General features: G+C 38.1%; 14 protein-coding genes and 1 tRNA gene. 2 read left to right on the plus strand and 13 right to left on the minus strand.

The window, feature by feature from the left end; genetic code table 11:
- Positions 1-125: 125 nt before the first annotated feature.
- The 10 genes from WNY79_RS19585 to WNY79_RS19630 form a co-directional block, all read right to left on the minus strand.
- On the minus strand, positions 126-2858 hold the full coding sequence (locus WNY79_RS19585; protein ID WP_342876679.1) for a poly(beta-D-mannuronate) lyase: 2733 nt from the start codon (positions 2856-2858) through the stop codon (positions 126-128).
- Positions 2859-3319: 461 nt separating this feature from the next.
- Entirely contained in the window at positions 3320-4282 is a 963-nt protein-coding gene (locus tag WNY79_RS19590) for a class 1 fructose-bisphosphatase (RefSeq protein WP_024598713.1), read from the minus strand.
- Positions 4279-5361, minus strand: coding sequence for a class II fructose-bisphosphate aldolase (fbaA, locus tag WNY79_RS19595; RefSeq protein WP_024598714.1), 1083 nt, complete (start codon positions 5359-5361; stop codon positions 4279-4281). Before fbaA ends, WNY79_RS19590 begins: the two co-directional genes overlap by 4 nt.
- A gap of 14 nt (positions 5362-5375) precedes the next feature.
- A complete protein-coding gene (gene eda, locus WNY79_RS19600; RefSeq protein ID WP_337120128.1) occupies positions 5376-5993 on the minus strand; it encodes a bifunctional 4-hydroxy-2-oxoglutarate aldolase/2-dehydro-3-deoxy-phosphogluconate aldolase in 618 nt (205 codons plus the stop codon).
- 429 nt (positions 5994-6422) lie between these two features.
- Positions 6423-7355 (minus strand): sugar kinase, encoded by a 933-nt coding sequence (locus WNY79_RS19605; RefSeq protein WP_342876680.1) that lies wholly within the window; start codon positions 7353-7355, stop codon positions 6423-6425.
- Between the two features lie 74 nt (positions 7356-7429).
- Complete coding sequence (locus WNY79_RS19610) at positions 7430-8737, minus strand: MFS transporter (RefSeq protein WP_007585328.1); 1308 nt, start codon at positions 8735-8737, stop codon at positions 7430-7432.
- 2 nt (positions 8738-8739) lie between these two features.
- Positions 8740-9084 carry a cupin domain-containing protein gene (locus WNY79_RS19615; protein WP_002962963.1) on the minus strand — a complete coding sequence of 115 codons (345 nt, stop codon included), beginning with the start codon at positions 9082-9084 and terminating at the stop codon, positions 8740-8742.
- Between the two features lie 5 nt (positions 9085-9089).
- Positions 9090-11306 (minus strand): heparinase II/III family protein, encoded by a 2217-nt coding sequence (locus WNY79_RS19620; protein ID WP_342876681.1) that lies wholly within the window; start codon positions 11304-11306, stop codon positions 9090-9092.
- Positions 11307-11311: 5 nt separating this feature from the next.
- Positions 11312-13570: a chondroitinase-B domain-containing protein gene (locus WNY79_RS19625; RefSeq protein WP_342876682.1), complete on the minus strand. Its 2259-nt coding sequence runs from the start codon at positions 13568-13570 to the stop codon at positions 11312-11314.
- A 141-nt stretch (positions 13571-13711) separates the two neighbouring features.
- A complete protein-coding gene (locus tag WNY79_RS19630) occupies positions 13712-14590 on the minus strand; it encodes an NAD(P)-dependent oxidoreductase (RefSeq protein ID WP_024598719.1) in 879 nt (292 codons plus the stop codon).
- A gap of 648 nt (positions 14591-15238) precedes the next feature.
- Here WNY79_RS19630 and gloA point away from each other — a divergent pair.
- Positions 15239-15640, plus strand: a complete 402-nt coding sequence (gene gloA / locus WNY79_RS19635; protein WP_024598720.1) for a lactoylglutathione lyase — start codon at positions 15239-15241, stop codon at positions 15638-15640.
- 136 nt (positions 15641-15776) lie between these two features.
- On the opposite strand, the gene WNY79_RS19640 is transcribed toward gloA, so the two are convergent.
- Positions 15777-16043, minus strand: a complete 267-nt coding sequence (locus WNY79_RS19640; protein ID WP_342876683.1) for a DksA/TraR family C4-type zinc finger protein — start codon at positions 16041-16043, stop codon at positions 15777-15779.
- An 85-nt stretch (positions 16044-16128) separates the two neighbouring features.
- Here WNY79_RS19640 and WNY79_RS19645 point away from each other — a divergent pair, with 85 nt between their 5' ends.
- Positions 16129-16272: a hypothetical protein gene (locus WNY79_RS19645; protein ID WP_170072881.1), complete on the plus strand. Its 144-nt coding sequence runs from the start codon at positions 16129-16131 to the stop codon at positions 16270-16272.
- Between the two features lie 21 nt (positions 16273-16293).
- Here WNY79_RS19645 and WNY79_RS19650 read toward each other — a convergent pair whose 3' ends face one another.
- The gene (locus WNY79_RS19650) at positions 16294-19161 is read right to left on the minus strand and encodes a pitrilysin family protein (RefSeq protein WP_342876684.1); all 2868 of its coding nucleotides are present in this window, start codon (positions 19159-19161) and stop codon (positions 16294-16296) included.
- Positions 19162-19543: 382 nt separating this feature from the next.
- Positions 19544-19613, minus strand: a tRNA-Glu gene (locus WNY79_RS19655).
- Between the last annotated feature and the right edge of the window lies 1 nt (position 19614).

Consider the following 19614-nt stretch of genomic DNA (forward strand, 5'->3'; position numbering starts at 1 on the left):
TATAAACACCTCTAAGCTAGTCCATAAATGAGTTATGTAGGCTAAATTAAAGTGTGGTGAAAAGTATAAACAATAAAAAAGCCCCAAATTTGGGGCTTTTAAAAGTTAACTGATTAATTGGTTATTTAATCGTTTTGTATTTCCCATGTAGATCCAACACCTACTTCAGATGATTGAATATAATGAAGCCCTTTAGCACCCGCCTCTGACTGAAGGCCTGCAGGGTCAGTTTCTAATAACGTACTTGTTGCTGTAACGTACTCAAGCACTTCTTTACCATTCGTTGCTGGGTCTTGGTCAATTGCACCATCAGTATCGAATGCCCCATTACCGTTTAGTTTTCTAATTTCAACCCAGTCACCGCTTGCATCGCCTGATACTCGACTATCCATATAACCAAAGTTGTTACTTAGCACCGAACTATCATGATTAATTAAGTCACAGTCATATTCAAAAGCATGGTCACTATCAAGTGTATTTGGATAAAATAGGCCTTGAGTTGTAGCACTGCTGTTTATTGTATCTTCGTCTGTTTGATCGCCTAAACCGTTTGCAATTAAATTTCCATTAAAGTTGATAACAAACGCATTTTTGGTTAGGCCGTATAGCACCGGCGCATTCGCTGCGGTTAACTCATCACAATCACTTGTTGGTGCTTTAGGGCCTATTTCTGTACTAAATACAATAGGTTGCTGCGAGTTCAAAACCGTATTGTTTGTTACATTTAGTGTAAAGTCGCCGGCACTATCAAGCACTGCCTGATTACCTGACTTTGGTACACCACCATCATCTTGCGAAAATGGGTTAGCTGTAAATACAATACCGCCCGCTTCTTTATTACCAGAACGAATACCTGCAATGTAGTTGTTACTTACGGTGTGACCAAGTGGTGTAATTAATATACCCGCTGGGCGATCATCAGAGCTTGCAATATCGGTAGTTCGAATAATAACGTTATCTGTAACACTGTTGAAGCCACCATCTTCTAGTGAAATACCCCCATTAGGATTTACGATTGTATTGCCTTTGATGGTTGCACCCGAAGTTTGTACACGCATTAAACGACGACCCGTTACAAAGTTTTCTACGCGGTTATACTGAATAGTAAAGTTTGCATTATCAGCTGCACCGCTACCCGTTGTGCTACCTGCATTGATTAAATATAAACTTGATTGACCAAAGTTTGGATTATCACTGTCGCTAAATAAATTATATTGAATAACGTGATCAGAGCTTGATGATGATATTTTTATCACAGACCCTTTTTCTGCTACATTTCGATTAGAGAATGTATTTCGCTCAACCAACGCGCTTTGACCTTTTATCATCAGCCAATGGTATTCAGAGTTATTGAGTGTAGCTTCTTCTCCATCCATCGTGTTTTGCGAAAAAGTAAAGTTATCCCCTTCTGAGTAAATAACAGCACCTTCTTCTGCTTCACAAAATGCACCCGCTTTAGTATCTATATTCTTAAAGGTAAGCCCTGTTAATCCAGCGCCATCTACTCCAGCAGCTACATGCACACATACTTCACCGCTAAGTACAGGAGTTTGACCTTCTACAGCGCGAAGCGTTACTGCACTGGTTAATAAAATTGCGTCCATATCAGCATAAACACCGGTGTTTAAGCCAATAACATCACCATCAGCTAAACCGCCGCTTAAAGCACCAAGGAGTGCTTCAGGGTTACTAACTAATTGTGTGTAAACCAATGTATCAAGTGAGTTTGTAACCTCACTCGCAAAGCCATCGTTATCTGTATACGTAGCTTTTACAGACATTATTGAGCCAGCGTAAGCAGCAGGTGTAAATGTTTTACTATTACTGTCGGCTACTTCAACGCCATCAGCAGACCAAGTATAAGTAACGTTTGCCTCTTCAACACCATTGTTATCTGTTATCTCAGCTGTTAACTCGCCACTTGTCAAATAAGGCGCTACGCCCATAATTGCGACGCTACCGGCTTCGTCAACCGCAACAGCAGAAACAGCAATTGTTTCCTCAGACGTATTATCCTCGATAAATCCATTATCATCTGTATAAGCAACTTGAACACTTATCTTTTGACCTAACAGTGATGCATCAACTGTAAAGGTACTTTCTGTCTCGCCAACTATCTCTTGTGCATCAGCAAGCCACTGATAAGTTATATCTCCGGTTGCTCCATCGGTATCTGCAATTTCTGCTGTTAATGTATTGCCAACAGTTGGCGTGCCACTAATTGTAACTTGGCCTTCTGAATTTGTTCGTGCTACAACTTGTGTTCCAGTAGATGTAACAGATTCAGCAAACCCGCGGCTATCTTCAAAAGATGCACTAACTGTAATAACTGTACCAAACTGTGCGTCTGTTAACGTGAGCGTTGAAAGTGCTTCATCTGCAATCTCTACGTCATCAGCAAACCATTTATAAGTTACTGTATCGCCATCAAAACCGTTTTCGTCAGCTACATTGGCTGTTAGTTGCGAACCAACTAGCGCGTCACCCGTAATGGTTAAACTTGCAGGAAATGCGATTGCGGCAACATCTGCGGTTGGATCTGTAATATGTGATTCATTAATACCGCCATCATCGGTATAAAGCCCTTGAACAGTAATTGGTAACCCTATCTGATCGTCAGTCAGTGTAAATGAAGCGCTATTTGCACCTGCAATTGCCTCACCATCTGCATACCAATAGTAAGTCACGTCACCTGAGATGCCATCAGGGTCACTAACTTCTGCCGTTAATGTTTGTCCGCTTGTAACTGTTCCACTAAGAGCAATAGAGCCCAAGTTGTTGTCATTGTTGTTTGAGTTTGTGTCACAACCAACTATTGCTGCTGCAATAGCGCATAGCGCAAAATGTTTTAATTTCATGGTGGCTCTATTCTCCAAATTTATGATTTTACTATTTGGTTATCTATTGTGTGTGTTACCAAATAATTCACTTGTGTATTACCAAATTTATTTGAGTTGCAAATAAATTGTTAACCAACTTGGTAATATAACCATAATAAAATAACTTTTTCCACTACACTCACTCAAATAAATAACAATAAATAAACATAAAGTTAACCGCGCACTGTTTCTCTGGTCAAAAATTGAATTCAATCATGTATAATTACTGCGAAAAAACATAACTTTAGAGCAAAAAATTGGTTTTACATGAGGTTAAGTAAATCAGATTTATCTAATATATATAAAGTATTCTTATTTGAAGACTATAAGAAAATTAAGAAATGAAGTGAGTTTGTATAGAAAGGATTATTGACAGAGAGAACGAAAAGTAAGAGTAAAAAAGGGGCTATTTTTTTGCCCCTTTTTTATTAAGTACTGTTTTATAAAATAGCGTTATTATAAAACTCTACAGGCTCATTTGAGCCCAAAGCAACAGGCACGCGTTGATGCAAGCTCGTTGGCGCAATATCTAAAATACGCGTTCCTCTAGAGGTTGCTTTACCACCTGCGTTTTCAACTAAAAGTGCTAGTGGGTTTGCTTCATAAAGCAGTCTTATTTTTCCGTTATCGTTACCACTGCGTTTATCTTGCGGATACAAAAATAACCCGCCTCGGCATAAAATACGATGAACGTCACCTACCATCGCTGCATTCCAGCGCATTGAGCTTTTTTCAAAGCTTTCACAGGTATATAGCAATTTATCAAAATACACTTGTGTCGGTTCGTCCCAATAACGGTAGTTTGCCATATTAACGGCAAATTCACGACTTTGCTCAGGCACATTCAATTGCTTATTTGTCAATAAGTAACCGCCATGTGTTGAGTCTAATGTATAGCAACGTGTTGGACCACCAGTACTCATTACAAGTAATGATGAAGGGCCGTATAACACATAGCCTGCACATACTTGATTCACACCTGGCTGACTAAATTGCTCGTCACTGTCGAAAGCAACATCATCACGGGCTAAGTAAATAGTAAATATAGTGCCTATTTGACCATTAACATCAATATTAGAAGAGCCATCTAATGGGTCAAAGGCAACAATAAACTTACCTTCAGGATGACCACCTACTGCATGATCTTCTTCTTCTGATGCAACTGAGCGTACGCTGCTATCGTCAAGTAGTATGTCTTTAAGTAGTTGGTTTGCGATTACATCCAACTTTTTTTGAACTTCACCCTGAACATTTTCGTTAAGAGTTGAGCCTAAAACACCGGCTAATTCACCCTGACTTACTCGAAAAGCAATTTCTTTACTAGTCGCTAAAATTGTGCGAATAAGTAAAATAAGATCGGTATCTACACCGTCTTCTTTCAATACTGTATTTAATCTTTTCATGCGCTATACCTATTTACACAATTTAGATCGTCAAAGCATTGCTCTAGTCTTGCAACCATACTTTGCTCTGAATGACGCAGCCATACGCGAGGGTCGTAATATTTTTTGTTTGGCTTATCTTCCCCATCAGGGTTACCAATTTGCTCTTGTAGGTATGCTTGGTTATCTTTGTAGTAATCTAAAATACCTGTCCAACAAGCCCATTGCGTATCGGTATCAATATTCATCTTAACTACGCCATAGGTTAAAGACTCTGCAATTTTATTGTACTCAGAACCACTACCACCATGAAACACAAAATTAATTGAGTTGCTTGGTAGATTAAATTTCTCTGATACGTAAGCTTGTGAATCTTTTAAAATAGTGGGTGTAAGAACAACGTTACCCGGCTTATATACACCGTGAACATTGCCAAAAGACGCTGCAATTATAAAGTTAGGGCTAATACGGCTCAAACGTTCGTAAGCAAATGCAACATCTTCAGGCTGAGTATATAAAGAAGAGCTATCTAAGTGTGAGTTATCAACACCGTCTTCTTCGCCGCCCGTGCAACCAAGTTCAATTTCTAGAGTCATACCTATTTTTGCCATACGCGTTAAATAACGTTCACAAATTTCAATATTTTCTTCTAAAGACTCTTCGGAAAGATCAATCATATGCGAGCTAAACAGTGGTTTGCCCGTCAGTTCAAAGTGTCTTTCACCTTCATCAAGCAAACCATCAATCCAAGGTAGTAGCTTTTTAGCTGCATGATCAGTATGAAGCATTACTGCCACTTCATAATGTGCTGCCACTGAATGTACATATCTTGCAGCACTTACCGCCCCAAGCACTGCTGATTGTTGCTCTGGTAAAGATAAGCTTTTACCACAAAAAAATTGAGCTCCACCATTAGAAAGCTGAATAATAACGGGCGAGTTTTTCTTTTTAGCAGCTTCTAGCGTCGCATTTATAGATGTTGTACTAACAACATTTACCGCTGGCAAAGCATATTGATTAGTACGCGCATGCTCATACACAGCACTTACTTCATCGCCAACGATTACGCCTGGCAGTATTGTTGGGGCTAAATAATTCATTTATGCAATCCTTTCTATTTTAAAGCCTGGATACAAGAATCGGTAATTGCTTGCCAGTTTTCTTGCTCAACCCATTCTTTCTTCGCTATCCAAGTACCGCCAACGGCGAATACATTATTTAAAGAAAGATAGTCCATTTTGTTACTTTCGCTAACACCGCCTGTAGGGCAAAAGCTGACTGCTCTAAATACTGACGATACAGCTGATACAAAAGGTGCTCCACCGGCTAGCGATGCCGGGAATAATTTTTGCTCTTCAAAGCCATATTCAAGCGCCATTAAAATATCACCTGTGTTTGATACACCAGGAAGTACCGGTACATTACATTTAGCAAGTGCGGCAAGTAGTACAGGAGACACAGCTGGCGTTACAATAAAGTCAGAACCCGCTTCAAGTGCTTGCTCCAAAATATCAGTATTGATGACTGTTCCCGCACCTACTTTTAGCTCAGGCACTTGTGCCTTAATAGCTTTTAATGCTTCTAAAGAAGCTTCTGTTCTTAGCACTACTTCAACTAAAGTAAGGCCGGCGTTAGCCATAGCTTTCGCTATTTGAACACCTTGCTCTGGCGTATCAGCTTGAATTATAGGTAGCAGTGTTTGTCCTGACATAAGTTCAGAAAAGCGAGTCATAACGTTGTTCCTTTATAAAAAAGTAATGCGGCCGAGGTATGGCGGCCTTTAATGTTTGATTAACCTGAACTCTAGATAATAAATCTATCTCAAGCAGCTATTTTCAGCGCTAACTGCGTTGAATTTACTTGCAATAGGCCCGCTATTGACGCGTAAATTCGCCTTGTTTTCACTGAAAATCTCTAGCTAGAGAAAATAATTTTAAATATCACCATGATTCAATATGTTAGTAAATCTCTTAACCAGAGTTCAGGTTAATTATTTTGTTATACCAATTGCATTAAATTAATGAGCTATTATAGCGACAAGAAAATAGCTCAATAACAAGGCTAAAATTATGATACATAGTTGTTCTATATAAATAATTTTTAACGTAGTTAGTGAGTTATTTAATACGCTAAGGTGATCATGTTTTTAATAAAATTGGTATCAGATCCCAGCTTCAACCATTGCTAGCTGAAATATATCTTTTGGAGCAATAGCGCCTGGCTGTTGTATAACAGCACCTGCTGCTTTTGCAGCAAGTTGTACAGCACTTGAAATTGATTTATCAGATAAACGAGCACCTAAATAAACACCGTTAAAAGCATCGCCTGCTGATGTAGTATCTACAACATTTGTTACCGGTATTATAGTGTGGCTTTGAAGGGTCTCGCCCTCTTTTGTCACTACCGATTCAGGGCCATTTTTAACAACAATTTCTTCTATTTGGTAAGGTTTTAAATATTCAACAACCGCTTCTACGCTATGTACGTCATAAAGTGTTGTTAAATCTTCAACGCCAGGTAGGGTAATATCTGCAAGCGTAAAGGCTAAATGATATTGCTCTTTAGTTTCCTCTACACTATTCCACAAACGCGCTCTGTAGTTAGGATCAAAAACTATTTTAACTCCAGCATCTTTGAGCTGCTTTACAACTTTCCAAAATTGCTCACGTGCACTTTTTTCAATTATTGCTAATGAAATTCCTGAAAAGAAAAACATATCACCTTGGCTAAGCTGCTCAAGTGCATCAGCATCTAAAAAATCAACAACCTTTTTAGCTGCAGAATCATTGCGCCAATAAATAAAGCTACGCTCACCATGCTCATCGGTTTCTATGTAATACATGCCAGGTACTTTAGTATCGTGAGCAAATACAAGTTGCGTATTTATTTCTTCACTTTCAAAGCGCTCTAGCATTTTTTTACTTAAATTATCTTGACCTAAAGCCGTAACAACCGAAGTAGTAACCTGTGGGAAGCAACGCTTTAAATACACTGCAGAATTATAAACATCGCCTGCAAATGATTGGTGTAGTGTTGCCGCGCTCATAGCCCTAAGCTCGACCATGCATTCACCGATAAAGTAAATATTTTTCATCTTGGAAGTTACCCTATGTAGTTAACTGCTATGCACTTATACAAAATATGTTGGCACAGCAGTTATTATCTAGATTATTGAGGCTTTTTAAGAGGTTCTATTTTTGGAATTAAAATCCAAACAGCTGCCATTGCTATAATGGCTAAAGAAGCACCAATAACAAATGCTGGTGTATAGTTACCATCAGCAGTAAGAATAGGCACAAGCGATGTAAGGCCTACAGCACCAAGTTTTGCCGCCATACCAGAAAAACCTGATAATGTACCTACAGCTTTTTTGCCTAACAAATCACTTGGTAGTGTTTGCACATTACCAATTGCAGTTTGAAAACCAAATAAAATAACAGCCATAATTAGTACCGCTGTCGTTGGTCCGCCTGGATTTGCCATTGCAAGTAACGCAGGTAGCATAATTAAACAGCCTAGCGTAATAGTTAACTTACGTGTTTTATCAGTGTTCCATCCGGCTTTAAGTCGATTTTGTGCCAGTAAGCCACCAAACCATGCACCAAACATAGCGCCAACATAAGGAACCCAACCGTATATACCAATAGACTTAACATCCATGCCGTATACTTCGTTTAGGTAAATAGGTATCCAAAAAACAAATAACCACCAAATAGGGTCAATCGCAGCAGAGGCAATAATTACACCCCAGCTTTGTTTGCGAGAGAGTAACTCAGCAGTAGACGGGTTATATTCTTCTTCATCTTCGCCAGTCACATCGCCATTATCATCAACACGTCTTTGACCTGTTAAGATATATTCACGTTCTTCGGCAGTAAGCCAAGGGTGAGAGCTAGGCGGCGCTTTAACTAAAATTAACCAAGGCACTAACCAAAGAAAACCTAATACACCAACAAAAACAAACACCATTTGCCAGCTAAAGTAGATAGTTAAGTATGCAATTAAAGGAATCGCAATAATACCGCCGATAGCAGCGCCAGAGTTAAAAATACCCTGTGCTAAAGCACGCTCTTTAGTTGGAAACCATTCAGCATTACCTTTAGCTGCGCCCGGCCAGTTACCAGCTTCGGCTACACCTAAGATTGCGCGAAAAATACTAAGGCTAAGTACACCTTGTGCAAATGCATGGGCAACGGTTGCAATAGACCAAACACCTATCGATAAAACAAAACCGAAGCGTGTGCCTACCCAGTCAAATATTTTACCAAATATGGCTTGACCAAATGCATAAGCAAATACAAACACAATTGAAATATTAGCGTATATTTGTTTGCGTTCTAATGCTGATTCATCAGGGAATAAATCTTCAACAATATCAGGCCAAAGCACGCTAAGTGCTTGACGGTCGATATAGTTAATAATGGTAGCTAGCGCAATTAGCGCTATAACCCACCAACGTAAGCCTTTAAGTTGCATAATTAATCCTCAAGAAAGTCTTCACGCGCTGGGCTAAAGGTATCAATCAGGATTCCGCCTGTTGGGCAGGTAGCTCCATGATCAGCAAATGGTGGGATTAAGCAGCTATCACCCGGTTTTAAGATTTTAGTTACGCCATCAATGTTAAAGTGAAATTCACCTTCAACAACATACGTTACTTGAGAATGTCTGTGAGCATGGTTATAACCAATAGCCCCTTTCTCAAACCAAATTTTAACAGCCATTAGCTCTTCGTTGTAACCTAGCATTTGACGTTTTAGACCATTTCCTAAATCTTCAATTTCAGTCTCGTTGCCAAATGAAAAGTTTGCGCTTTGCTTTTGCATCCTATTTACTCCTGATTATTGTTCATCATATAAACGGCTAATCGGCCATTTAAAGTGAACTCTTTATTTTGATAATTGAATGTGTTTTTAGCTGATGTTGGTGCTTTATTAATAGCCACTAAATATGACTTGCCTTTAATATCAAGTTCAACAAGTGTTAAATCGCCCTGCTGACTATATTCAAGCTTTGTAACTCTGCTAACAGCTTCTAAGGTATATTCTTTACTTGGATTATATTCACCGTGAGGCTCTAATACTGATATAAATTTATGATGCTTTTGACCCTCAACGCGACGAATAAAACCGTTTTCGTTGCGTAAATTAAAATCAGGGTCGTTTGCGCCTATTTGGGTAAACAAGAAAGACTCATCACCTTTAACTAAACTCGTTTGCGTATAAAAGCGGCCATTCTCGTTTAACCACGTTACTTTAGCTAAACCACTTTGAGGTTGCGCTTGAGCTTTAAGCCATAGATGCTGGTAGCCATTTTTAGTACCTAATGCAGCGAGTTGTGTTGCATTCGCTTTTAGCTCAAAGCTGGTATCGATAAGCTGACCTTTATAATGCAAAGGCAAGTCAAGCTGATGCGCTTTATTTGCTGCAACATCAAACATATCAAGTGCAACTGTGCTTTGTAGTTCAGGTAAGTTAATAAGTGCAAGCGTGCGTTCAAGATCAACGCCTTTATAAGCTGTGCTTATTTCGCCACTTGAAACCGTGCCATATTCATTTGTTTCAAAGAAGTTAAGCGTTGGGTAGTTATTATTACCTACTTCAACATTTGCATTAAAATGTGTTGTTTCGTCAACCACTACCGTATTGTGCGCAACAGTGTGTTTAGCGTAAGTTTCGTTTTCTGGTAAGTAACGACCGCCGTATTTAGCTTCTACATTTAAAAAACGTGCTGCGCCATAATCAGATACAATTTCATTACCGTGGTCGTAAAACTGCCATGTTAGTTTATCAAAATGACCATGACCTAAACCTTGTGCAGCAGGTTTAAATAGTAGAGCTTGATCGCCACCTAGCTGCGTTCTCATTACAACTAGAGCACCTTGTTTACCGTCATTACCATCGCCGAAAGCAACTGATTTAAACGAATAAGGTTTTGCCATGTTGTTATCAAGTGCTTGAGCTACTTTTAGTCCATCACCAGAGAGGATTATTTGGTCTTGTTGCTTAGCAATATCTAAATAACCTGCATCGTTGGTTAAACCGTATGCCGCAGTTACACCATTTACTAACTCAATGGTATCGATACCTTTACTTTTTATTGCATCGTTAATTGGGAAGAACAAACCGTTGTAGCTAAGTTGAATCGTCGTATCAATCGCTTTTAATAATATGCCATCGCGATATTCAAAGATTTTTCGTTGCGGTTCGTTGTTTTCAATCGCTTTAGCAAACGTTACAAAGGGTAATAGTGCAAAGCGTTGATAGTAAGGACCTTCGTTATAGTAACCTTGTGGTGAAAACAGCATCTCTAGCTGCTTAATAAAGCCACCTTTACCCGACTTTTCTAAATCGTATAATGATTTTTCTACCCACTCAGGTTCACCTAATACATACCCTGCCATGCCAACACCCGCTGTTGCCCATGTTCCATGGTTATGTACTTTATTAAATGTAGAAGGCTGGCCTACTGATGTGAACAACGAAACAGGTCGTAGTAAGTCATTTTCAATTTTTTTAATGTTATCGGCATTTAACGAGTCATGAATTAGATCATATGCTTGTATTGTGTACACAAGCCACATTGCTTCATTTAGGCTTTGCCAAAAAAACTTACCTGGATTTTGCGAATCCATTTTACGTTTTGGATGCAGACCAAGCGTTGGGTATAATTTTGCATACTCAAGCAACATATCACGTACATAATTTGCGTATTTATCATCTTGGCTTAATTGATAAATAATGCCCGCATTGTACATAAGTTGGTAATTTTTCTTATGACGCTCATGTGTATAACCACCACCGCCGTCTTTTGGAACTGGCACAGTGATAGGCTGTGCAATTTGCTCATCAACTTGTGCTTTTAGCGATTCAAACGCGTTAGCAAACTTTGTGCTACTGTTGCTACTAATTGCTTGGCGCATTTGCTTAACATCATCAGTAGTAATTACTAAGTTTGGGTGCGCTGCATGCGCACCCAATGATGTAAGTAATGTAAGTGCAGCTACAGCAGCTATTTTAAAACCTGTTTGGCATTTTAATAAGTGCATAGTATTTACCCTGCCTTATTTAAAATGTTGTTATTTTTTAATACTGCCGTATGCGGGCCTTTAACTCTTAGCTCTTTCACACTTGGTGCTTTAGTTTCATCAAATGTATTGTTTGAGATTTCAGTTTTAGGCTCGCCTACTGTGTGCTCTACAACAATAGGAGCAGTTTTAACAAATTTATTATCTGTGATATTAGTAACCTGAACACCGTGAACATAAATGCTCGCTTGCTCTTTATTACGCTTACCAAAGCCAATATTATTAAGCGTGTTACTCGTCATTTCAAAATGAGGACCAAATGTACTTTCATCTGAACCACCACGGTAAAGCTTAACTATGCCGCCTTCTACATCGTTAAATGTATTATTATTTACAATGACGTATTCCGCGTTATAAACACCTAAGTCTTCAATTTCAGTATTTAGACGTAAAATGTCACCTGTTACTGTATTAAAGGTATTACCTGTAAGAATAATTTCATCAGCCATTGCACCTTTACCAGTGATAAAGAAATGGAATGAATGATTAATATCTAAAGCATTCAACTCAGAGTTAGTCATTACAAAGCGATAATTATCAACCATACCCCATTTTTGCGTACGAACAATGCTGTTCCCTATTGCATCTGGCGCGTTTTCACCTGAAATTGATAAGCCATCTAGTTTTAAGCTGCCGCCATCATGTATTTCAAATAATGTAGAGCGTTGAAAAGTAAGTTTAGACTTGCCGCTTTGCTTCGCTTTAATTGTCAACGTTTTATCAATTTTAACCAGTTTAGAAACATCATACTGACCAGGTGCGAGTTCTAATACATCACCCGACTCTGCATTATCAATAGCGTCTAGTAATGCACTTACATCAGCTTTAACAGAATGTGTTTTACCAGAATCAAAATCAACTAAGGCAGGTACTTTTGCATACCAGCTAACACCGGTATCTTCTTTTTTCAGCACTTTTAAATCGCGCTTTGCACCTACATTTAAACTTTTAAATGTTGGGTAAAGTAGACCATTACTTGCTTTTTTAAGTGTGATTTTTTCTTTCTTTACACCGTACATTAACTCAGAAATCACTTTTGTATCAGCAATGTTGTTACTTAGTACCAACCCACTTACATCATCAAATGTTGTAAATGGCTGTTCGCCATCTTGATTTATGATTAAGTTGTTTTTCATTGTGCTGTTTTTAGGCGCCGCACTTCGTTCAGCATCGCTACCAGCTGCAAGTTGAATATGACGCACATTTATAAATGTGTTGTTTTCAATTGTCGCATTTTCAACCTGGTGATAACGATTAATAGATGAATTTGGTACGCCGTTCATCACAGTAAAACCACTGCCAAAACGATATCCTGTTAGACCTTGTAGGTAGTTGTTTCTTACAATTTGGTCTTTATTGATAACGCGTATACCACCAGTGTGATCAACACCATTACCAATGAAAATATTTTCTTCTATAAGGTTACCGTTACCGTGGCGCAGCGTTAATGTACCGCGCGCTTCATAAAATACATTATTACGAAGGATGTTTTTGCCTGACTTAACCGACACAATTTCTACTTCACCATTGGTGCGTTCAAAGTAGTTATTCTCTACCAATGTATGCGAATCAGTTAATGAGTAATGGCTGGTGCCAATACGTAGGGTTTCACCACCGTTCGAACCAAAAGTAGGACGGTAACCAAAGTAGTTGTTATCTATACGATGATAATTTTCCTGACTTGCTTCAGTATTTAAACGCACAGCAACTGTCACGCCTTTATTTCGTTTGCCGACTAAATGGCTATGATCGAAGCGGTTATGTTGTCCATATAGTGCCACCCAATAATCAGACTCTCGTTTGTCTGGATTACTGTAATTATCAATTACTGTTTGTGTAACTCGTGAATTGTAGGCTAATTCATTTTTATTTTTACGAAACTCTATTACAGCTGAGCTCGGTGTATAGCCGTCTTTGAATACTAAACCTGAAGCTTCAAGGTATTTACCTGCAAGTCTTAGGTTAGATTGACCCGATAAGATTACTTTACCGTTAGTTTCAGCGGTCAATAAAATAGGAGAGTTTTTTGTGCCTTGGCCTTCAAGTAGGATTTCGAAGTCAGACCATGTACCGTTTTTAAGGATTACTTTGTCGCCAGCAACTAAGTTAGACGAAATATCACGGAAGGCTTGTTTATCATCTACAAAATAATCTTTGGCTGCTAATTGCGTAGATATACAACCAATCAGAACTAAACTTAGCTTTATAGTATTAATTAAACGCATAGTTAACTCTTTATATTGTGACTCGAATTAGGCTCTATGAATATTTAAAAGTGGTGTTGCACAAAGCAGGCTAAGTCTCGTCAATCGAAAGTGTGTGTGCTGGCGCTAAACTATAAAGCTAAGCGCCATTTGTCGTGTTTTTTACTTTTCTAACTTTTTGAAGTAATCAAAAATTTCAGGAACGTTACCTTGACCCATACCAGCGTCAAACGCTGCTTGTAGGTTAGCTGATGAACCTTCAGCGATTTTAGATTGTGTACCTAAATCTTCTACCATTTGTAGGAAGTAGCCTAAATCTTTGTTTGCATTAGCAATTGAGAAACCAAGGTCGCTAACATTATCAACCGCATAGTTTTTACAAAATTGCATAAACGGTGAATTAGATGGACCAGTCGACATGATGTCGAAAAGTTGTTGACGGTCAACACCAGCAAGCTCTGCAACTGCAAACGCTTGTGACATAGCACATACTGTAGTCATGCCCATGAAGTTGTTGATTAGCTTAGTTGTATGACCAGCACCTAGCTCGCCAAGATGGAAAACATTTTCACCTTGATCTTCTAGTACTGGTTTAACTTTATTGAATGTATCAATATCGCCTGCAGCCATAATGTTTAAAAGACCGTCTTTAGCATGTGCTGGAGTACGACCAAGAGGAGCATCAATCATGCCTGCGCCTTTTGCTGCTAAATCAGCACCAATTTTTTTAGTAGATGATGGGATAGAAGTACCAAAATCAACTAATACTGCACCTTCTTTAATGCCTGCTAAGATACCGTCTTCTGCGTAAACAATTTTTTCTACAACTGCTGAAGTTGTAAGACAAAACATAACAATATCTGAACCTTCAGCTAGCTCTTTTGCAGTGCTTGCTGTTTTTGCGCCTCTAGCAACACATGCTGCAACCGCATCTTTGCTAAGGTCCATAACAATTAGCTCATAGCCTTTGTTTTGTAAATTTTCGGCCATGTTGCCGCCCATTAAGCCTAAGCCGATGAAACCGATGACTGGTTTTGACATGAATAACTCCTAAATATGTGGCGCATACTTTTATAAGAACAAGTAAAATCTACTCTATAAATACGCTGTGTCTTTTGTTTCAATTTGTAGAGTAACTTTAAGCTTGAGTTATTTATAAATTAACCTGTGCAAAACGTAACTCTGATTAATTACCAATACATTGTATTCACTCAAACCAAGCAACTTACCAATTGGTATGCAAAAACTGTATTACCATACGCCTTTTTTGTCAACCAATAAGTTAACCAAGTAAACCCCGCATTTTTACAAATTACATACAAAAAAATTTAATACAAAATAAAAACAATTAGTTAGGGAGAACTAACCCAATCAAACCCAGGTTAACTTTTGTTGAACAATCAGTAACTTTTTTTATACTAATAGGTTGACCAATAATTAAGTGTTCTTTATTTAAATATGCAAAATTCAATAAAACGGTTCATTAATTGGCAATTTACAATTGATGTTATTGGTAAATCATAAAGGCCATACATGAACAGCTTCCAAATCTCCATCGCATTGAGGTTGTGATCTATAAGTAACGCCTACATATATGGCTAATACACATAAAACCACAAAATGTGCTTAATAATAGTGCTTAGTTGAAAATATACTGAACTTTGAAAAAATCACCAAAGGAACTTAATAATGCGTTTATTACATACTATGCTGCGTGTAGCTAATTTAGACAAATCAATTGCTTTTTATACTGAAGTCTTGGGTATGAAAGAATTACGCAGAGCCGACAATGACGAGTATCGGTATACATTAGCTTTTATTGGGTATGGAAATGAAAAGGACACGACGGTCCTCGAATTGACATATAACTGGGATGAAGATAGCTACGACCTGGGTAATGCTTATGGACATATAGCTATTGAATTTGAAGATATTTACAAAGCCTGTGCTGATATTAAGGCAGCCGGTGGCAATGTTAGCCGTGAACCAGGTCCTGTAAAAGGCGGTACCACTGAAATTGCTTTTGTAAAAGACCCTGATGGCTACTCAATAGAGCTAATTCAGAAAAAAGAAGACATGAGTAACTTTTAAATTACTCACTAACAAATTCAAGTGATAACAATTTGCTTAGTCATGTGGGGCCTAATTGAGGGTGTAACAAATTTTATGAATTGTTCAGATACTTGTGTAGATTGGTATTAAATAAAAGGTGCTTTTTAGCACCTTTTTAACGCAACTGACTATCTTTACTACCACGTCTATTGAATGATTTTGCGCTAACACCATTACCTTCTATTGCAGCTTGGCATGCAACACAATAACGCACTCCTGGTAACGCAAGCCTTCGTGCTTGTGGGATTTTCTCGTCGCACTCATCACATAGCTCTGCACTTGCGCCAGATATTAAATTGCTTCTTGCGTACTGTACGGCGTCATTAACACTCGCATCAATTTGATCTTGAATTGCACTGTCTCGTGCCCATCCACTTGCCATAAATCCTCCTAATAAAGTTGGATGTTTAAGTTTATGCTACCAAATCGAATCTTTATAAGTACTGAATAAAAAAGCTAGGAATGTGATGTTCTTTGAAGGCTTAAGCTACGAAACTATATTTTATACTTGGAGAAAAGATACTGTAGTTGTTCTTTGTGAACTCTTTTTCAAAAAAGATCAACACTCTACAATTAGGCAAAAAAAAGCAGCTAAAAAAGCTGCTTTATAATTCCAATTATTTATTTAAATATTAAAGGCTGTAATCAACAACCTTCATACCTAATTTTTCGAGCTCTGGGCGGAGTGTTTTAGCATCACCCACTACTAAATAAATCATGTCTTTAGTATTTAAGTGTTTTTTAGCTAAGGCGTTAACTTCTTCTTTGCTAATATTGCTAACAATCTCATTTCTTTCTTTTACAAAGCTAGGTTTTAAATCAAATTCTAATATTTGTGCTAAAAAGCCAAGTTTTGCATTAGGCGTTTCGTATTTAAGCGCATCTTTTTGATTGATAGCTTTACGCATAAACATAAGCTCTTCGTCAGTGACACCGTTTTGAGCATAGTTATTAAGCTCATTAGTAAACTCTGTAATAGACGCTGCAGTAGAGTCGGCTCTCACCGCTGCAGAAGCAGTAAAGCCACCCGATGTTTTATCACCCCAAAAACGAGAGCGAGCACCGTAAGTGTAGCCTTTATCTTCGCGTAAATTTAAATTGATACGGCTGTTAAACGTGCCGCCCAGTGCAAAGTTCATCAAGTTAGCTTTAAAAAACTCACCTGTAATATCTTCAACCATATCGCGTTTACCAATACGAATTTCTGATTGAGGAGCATCAGGTTTATCAACCAAATAAATCACATTAGTTTCTACTTTAGGTTCACTGAAATCAACCGCTACTGAGCTCGATTTACCTTTCCAGTTTGTAAGTGTAGCTTTAACTTTTGGTTCAATTGTTGACTCTTTTAAATCAGAAACAATAATGACTTGAGCGCCCTGCGGTTTAAAGTTTGCGCTATAAAAAGCTTTAACGTCAGCAAGTGTAATAGCCTCTATACTATTAAGCGTTCCAGTGCTTGGAAGTGCGGCTATATTGTTTCCATATAGTAATTTACTATATGTATTAGATGCTAAATACCCAGCATCCTTCATTGAATGTTGAATATTTTGAATGATTTGCTTTTTATTACGCTCAAAGTCATCTGCATTAAATGCTGGTTTAAATAACTTTTCTTCGACAAGCTTTAGCGTTGCATCGACATTTTTGGTTAAGCTAGAAACATACACATTTGTATGTGTTTTATCTGAGTAGATATTTACCTGGCTACCTAGCTTTTCAAGCGCGTTACTCATCTGCTCTGTAGTGTAGTTTTGCGTTGACTCGCTCATTAACGATGCAGTTATTGATGATAAACCAACTTTACTAGCTTGCTCACTGTACAGGCCACCGGGAACTTTAATGAAAATAGCGGTAGTTGGTGTTTCTGTACTTTGAGTACCTAATATTTTAATACCGTTTTCGGTCTTAGTTTGCCAAAGAGTAGGAACATCAACAGCAGGATTTGCGCCGGCCTCTGGATGAACACTTCGATCAAATGTATCAACAGCTCTTCGTGCCACTAAATCATCAGCTGAAGTTGTAGATGGACCTCCAAAATCATGCGTTTTAGGAGTAAAGTTGTCTGGTGCAGCTATAAGCTGTGTCTGCCCTTCTGGCACAACACTCATAATAACGGCAGATTTATCTTTGATATATTGATTAAAAACACGCATAACATCAGCTTTTGTAACTTTGTTATAACGTGCAATCTCATCTTTAGCTGAGTTTGGATTACCAGTAAATGTTTCTGACGCGGCTAGTTGAGAGACTTTACCTGATACGCTTTGCAGACCAAAAATTGCACCCGATTCTATTTTAGCTTTTACTTTATCTAAATCATCTTGTGTAACGCCTCGCTCTTCAAATTCAACAAATGAATCACGAATGATTTTTTCCATATCAGCTAACGTTTTCCCTGCTGTAGGATTTGGTAAAGCATAAAGACTAATTGAACACGCTAACTCTTGGCATGGGTGATTTGCACTTGCTTGAACAGCAAGTTGAGTTTTAACTAAGTTTTTGTATAGTAGTGAATTATTACCACCACCTAATATTTCAGCAAGTATATCCAGTGGTGCTTCATCTTCAGAGCGAGCGTAAGTCGTTGGGAAGCTCATGCTTAATAAAGGTAAATGAACTTTATCTTCCATTGAAATATATCTATCAGCATCTAGTGTTACAGCTGTTTTTTCTACTGTAGGAATTTCAGGGCCTTTTGGGATTGGCGCAAAGTATTTAGTAACTAAAGGCAGTATTTCATTAGCGTTGATGTCGCCACCAATAGTAAGCGTTGCATTATTAGGACCATACCACTTTAAAAAGAATGCTTTTAAATCATTTACATTTACGCGATTAAGATCGTCCATAAAACCAATTACAGGCCATGAATATGGATGACCATCAGGGTACATTGCTTGAGCAACACGCTCACCTAAGCGACCATAGGGGCGATTATCAACGCGTTGGCCGCGCTCATTTTTTACTGTTTCGCGTTGTACTTCAAATTTTTCTTGGGTTACAGCATCGAGTAAAAAGCCCATTCGATCAGCTTCTAGCCACAACATCTTTTCTAATTGATTTACAGGTACTGTTTCAAAATAATTTGTTCTATCTGAGTTAGTAGTACCATTTAAAGTACCGCCTGCTTCAGATATTATTTTAAAATGTTCCTCATCAGCAACATTTTCTGAACCTTGAAACATCATATGCTCAAAAAAGTGAGCGAAGCCTGACTTACCCAACTCTTCGCGAGCAGAACCAACATGGTATGTTACATCAACGTGTACTAAGGGGTCTGAATGATCCTCATGCACAATTATTGTTAAACCGTTATCTAGTTTATATTTTTTATACGGTATGTTGATTTCACCTGCATTAGATTTCACTGATTCAATAAGTGTAACGCCAGGAATTGATGTTTCTGTAACAATATTTTTATCAACAGCTTGAGTTGAGCTATTACATGCAGCTAACCCTGATGCAAGTAAAACAGCGAGTGCAATTTTTGTGAGTTTCATTTTTTAGTCCATATTTAAATTAACTCAATGAGTTTAAAGACTAATTAAAAGTACAACAAGGAATATGGAGCGATTATCGGTTTGGTTTTGTAACGAAGTGTAAATAGATTGATATAAAAATACAAAGTTGGGGTAAAATGAGGATATTTATTTTTGAGTTTTATTCTAATAACACTGCACTTCCCTATTAAAAAATAAGTAAATGACATACCTAAGAGATTAGTACTCTTGATAACGTCGTGCATAGAGAGTGCGATGTCACACTGCTTTATACATTACTTAAAATAAGTAAATGGCATCCCCAAAAGATTAGTACTCTTGATAACGTCGTGTATAGAGAGTGCGGTGTCACACTGCTTTATACAGTACTTAAAATAGTAAGTGGCGTCCCCAAGGGGATTCGAACCCCTGTTACCGCCGTGAAAGGGCGGTGTCCTAGGCCTCTAGACGATG

It is taken from the genome of Pseudoalteromonas sp. AS84 (assembly GCF_038900255.1).
In the GTDB taxonomy this organism is placed as follows: Bacteria; Pseudomonadota; Gammaproteobacteria; order Enterobacterales; family Alteromonadaceae; genus Pseudoalteromonas.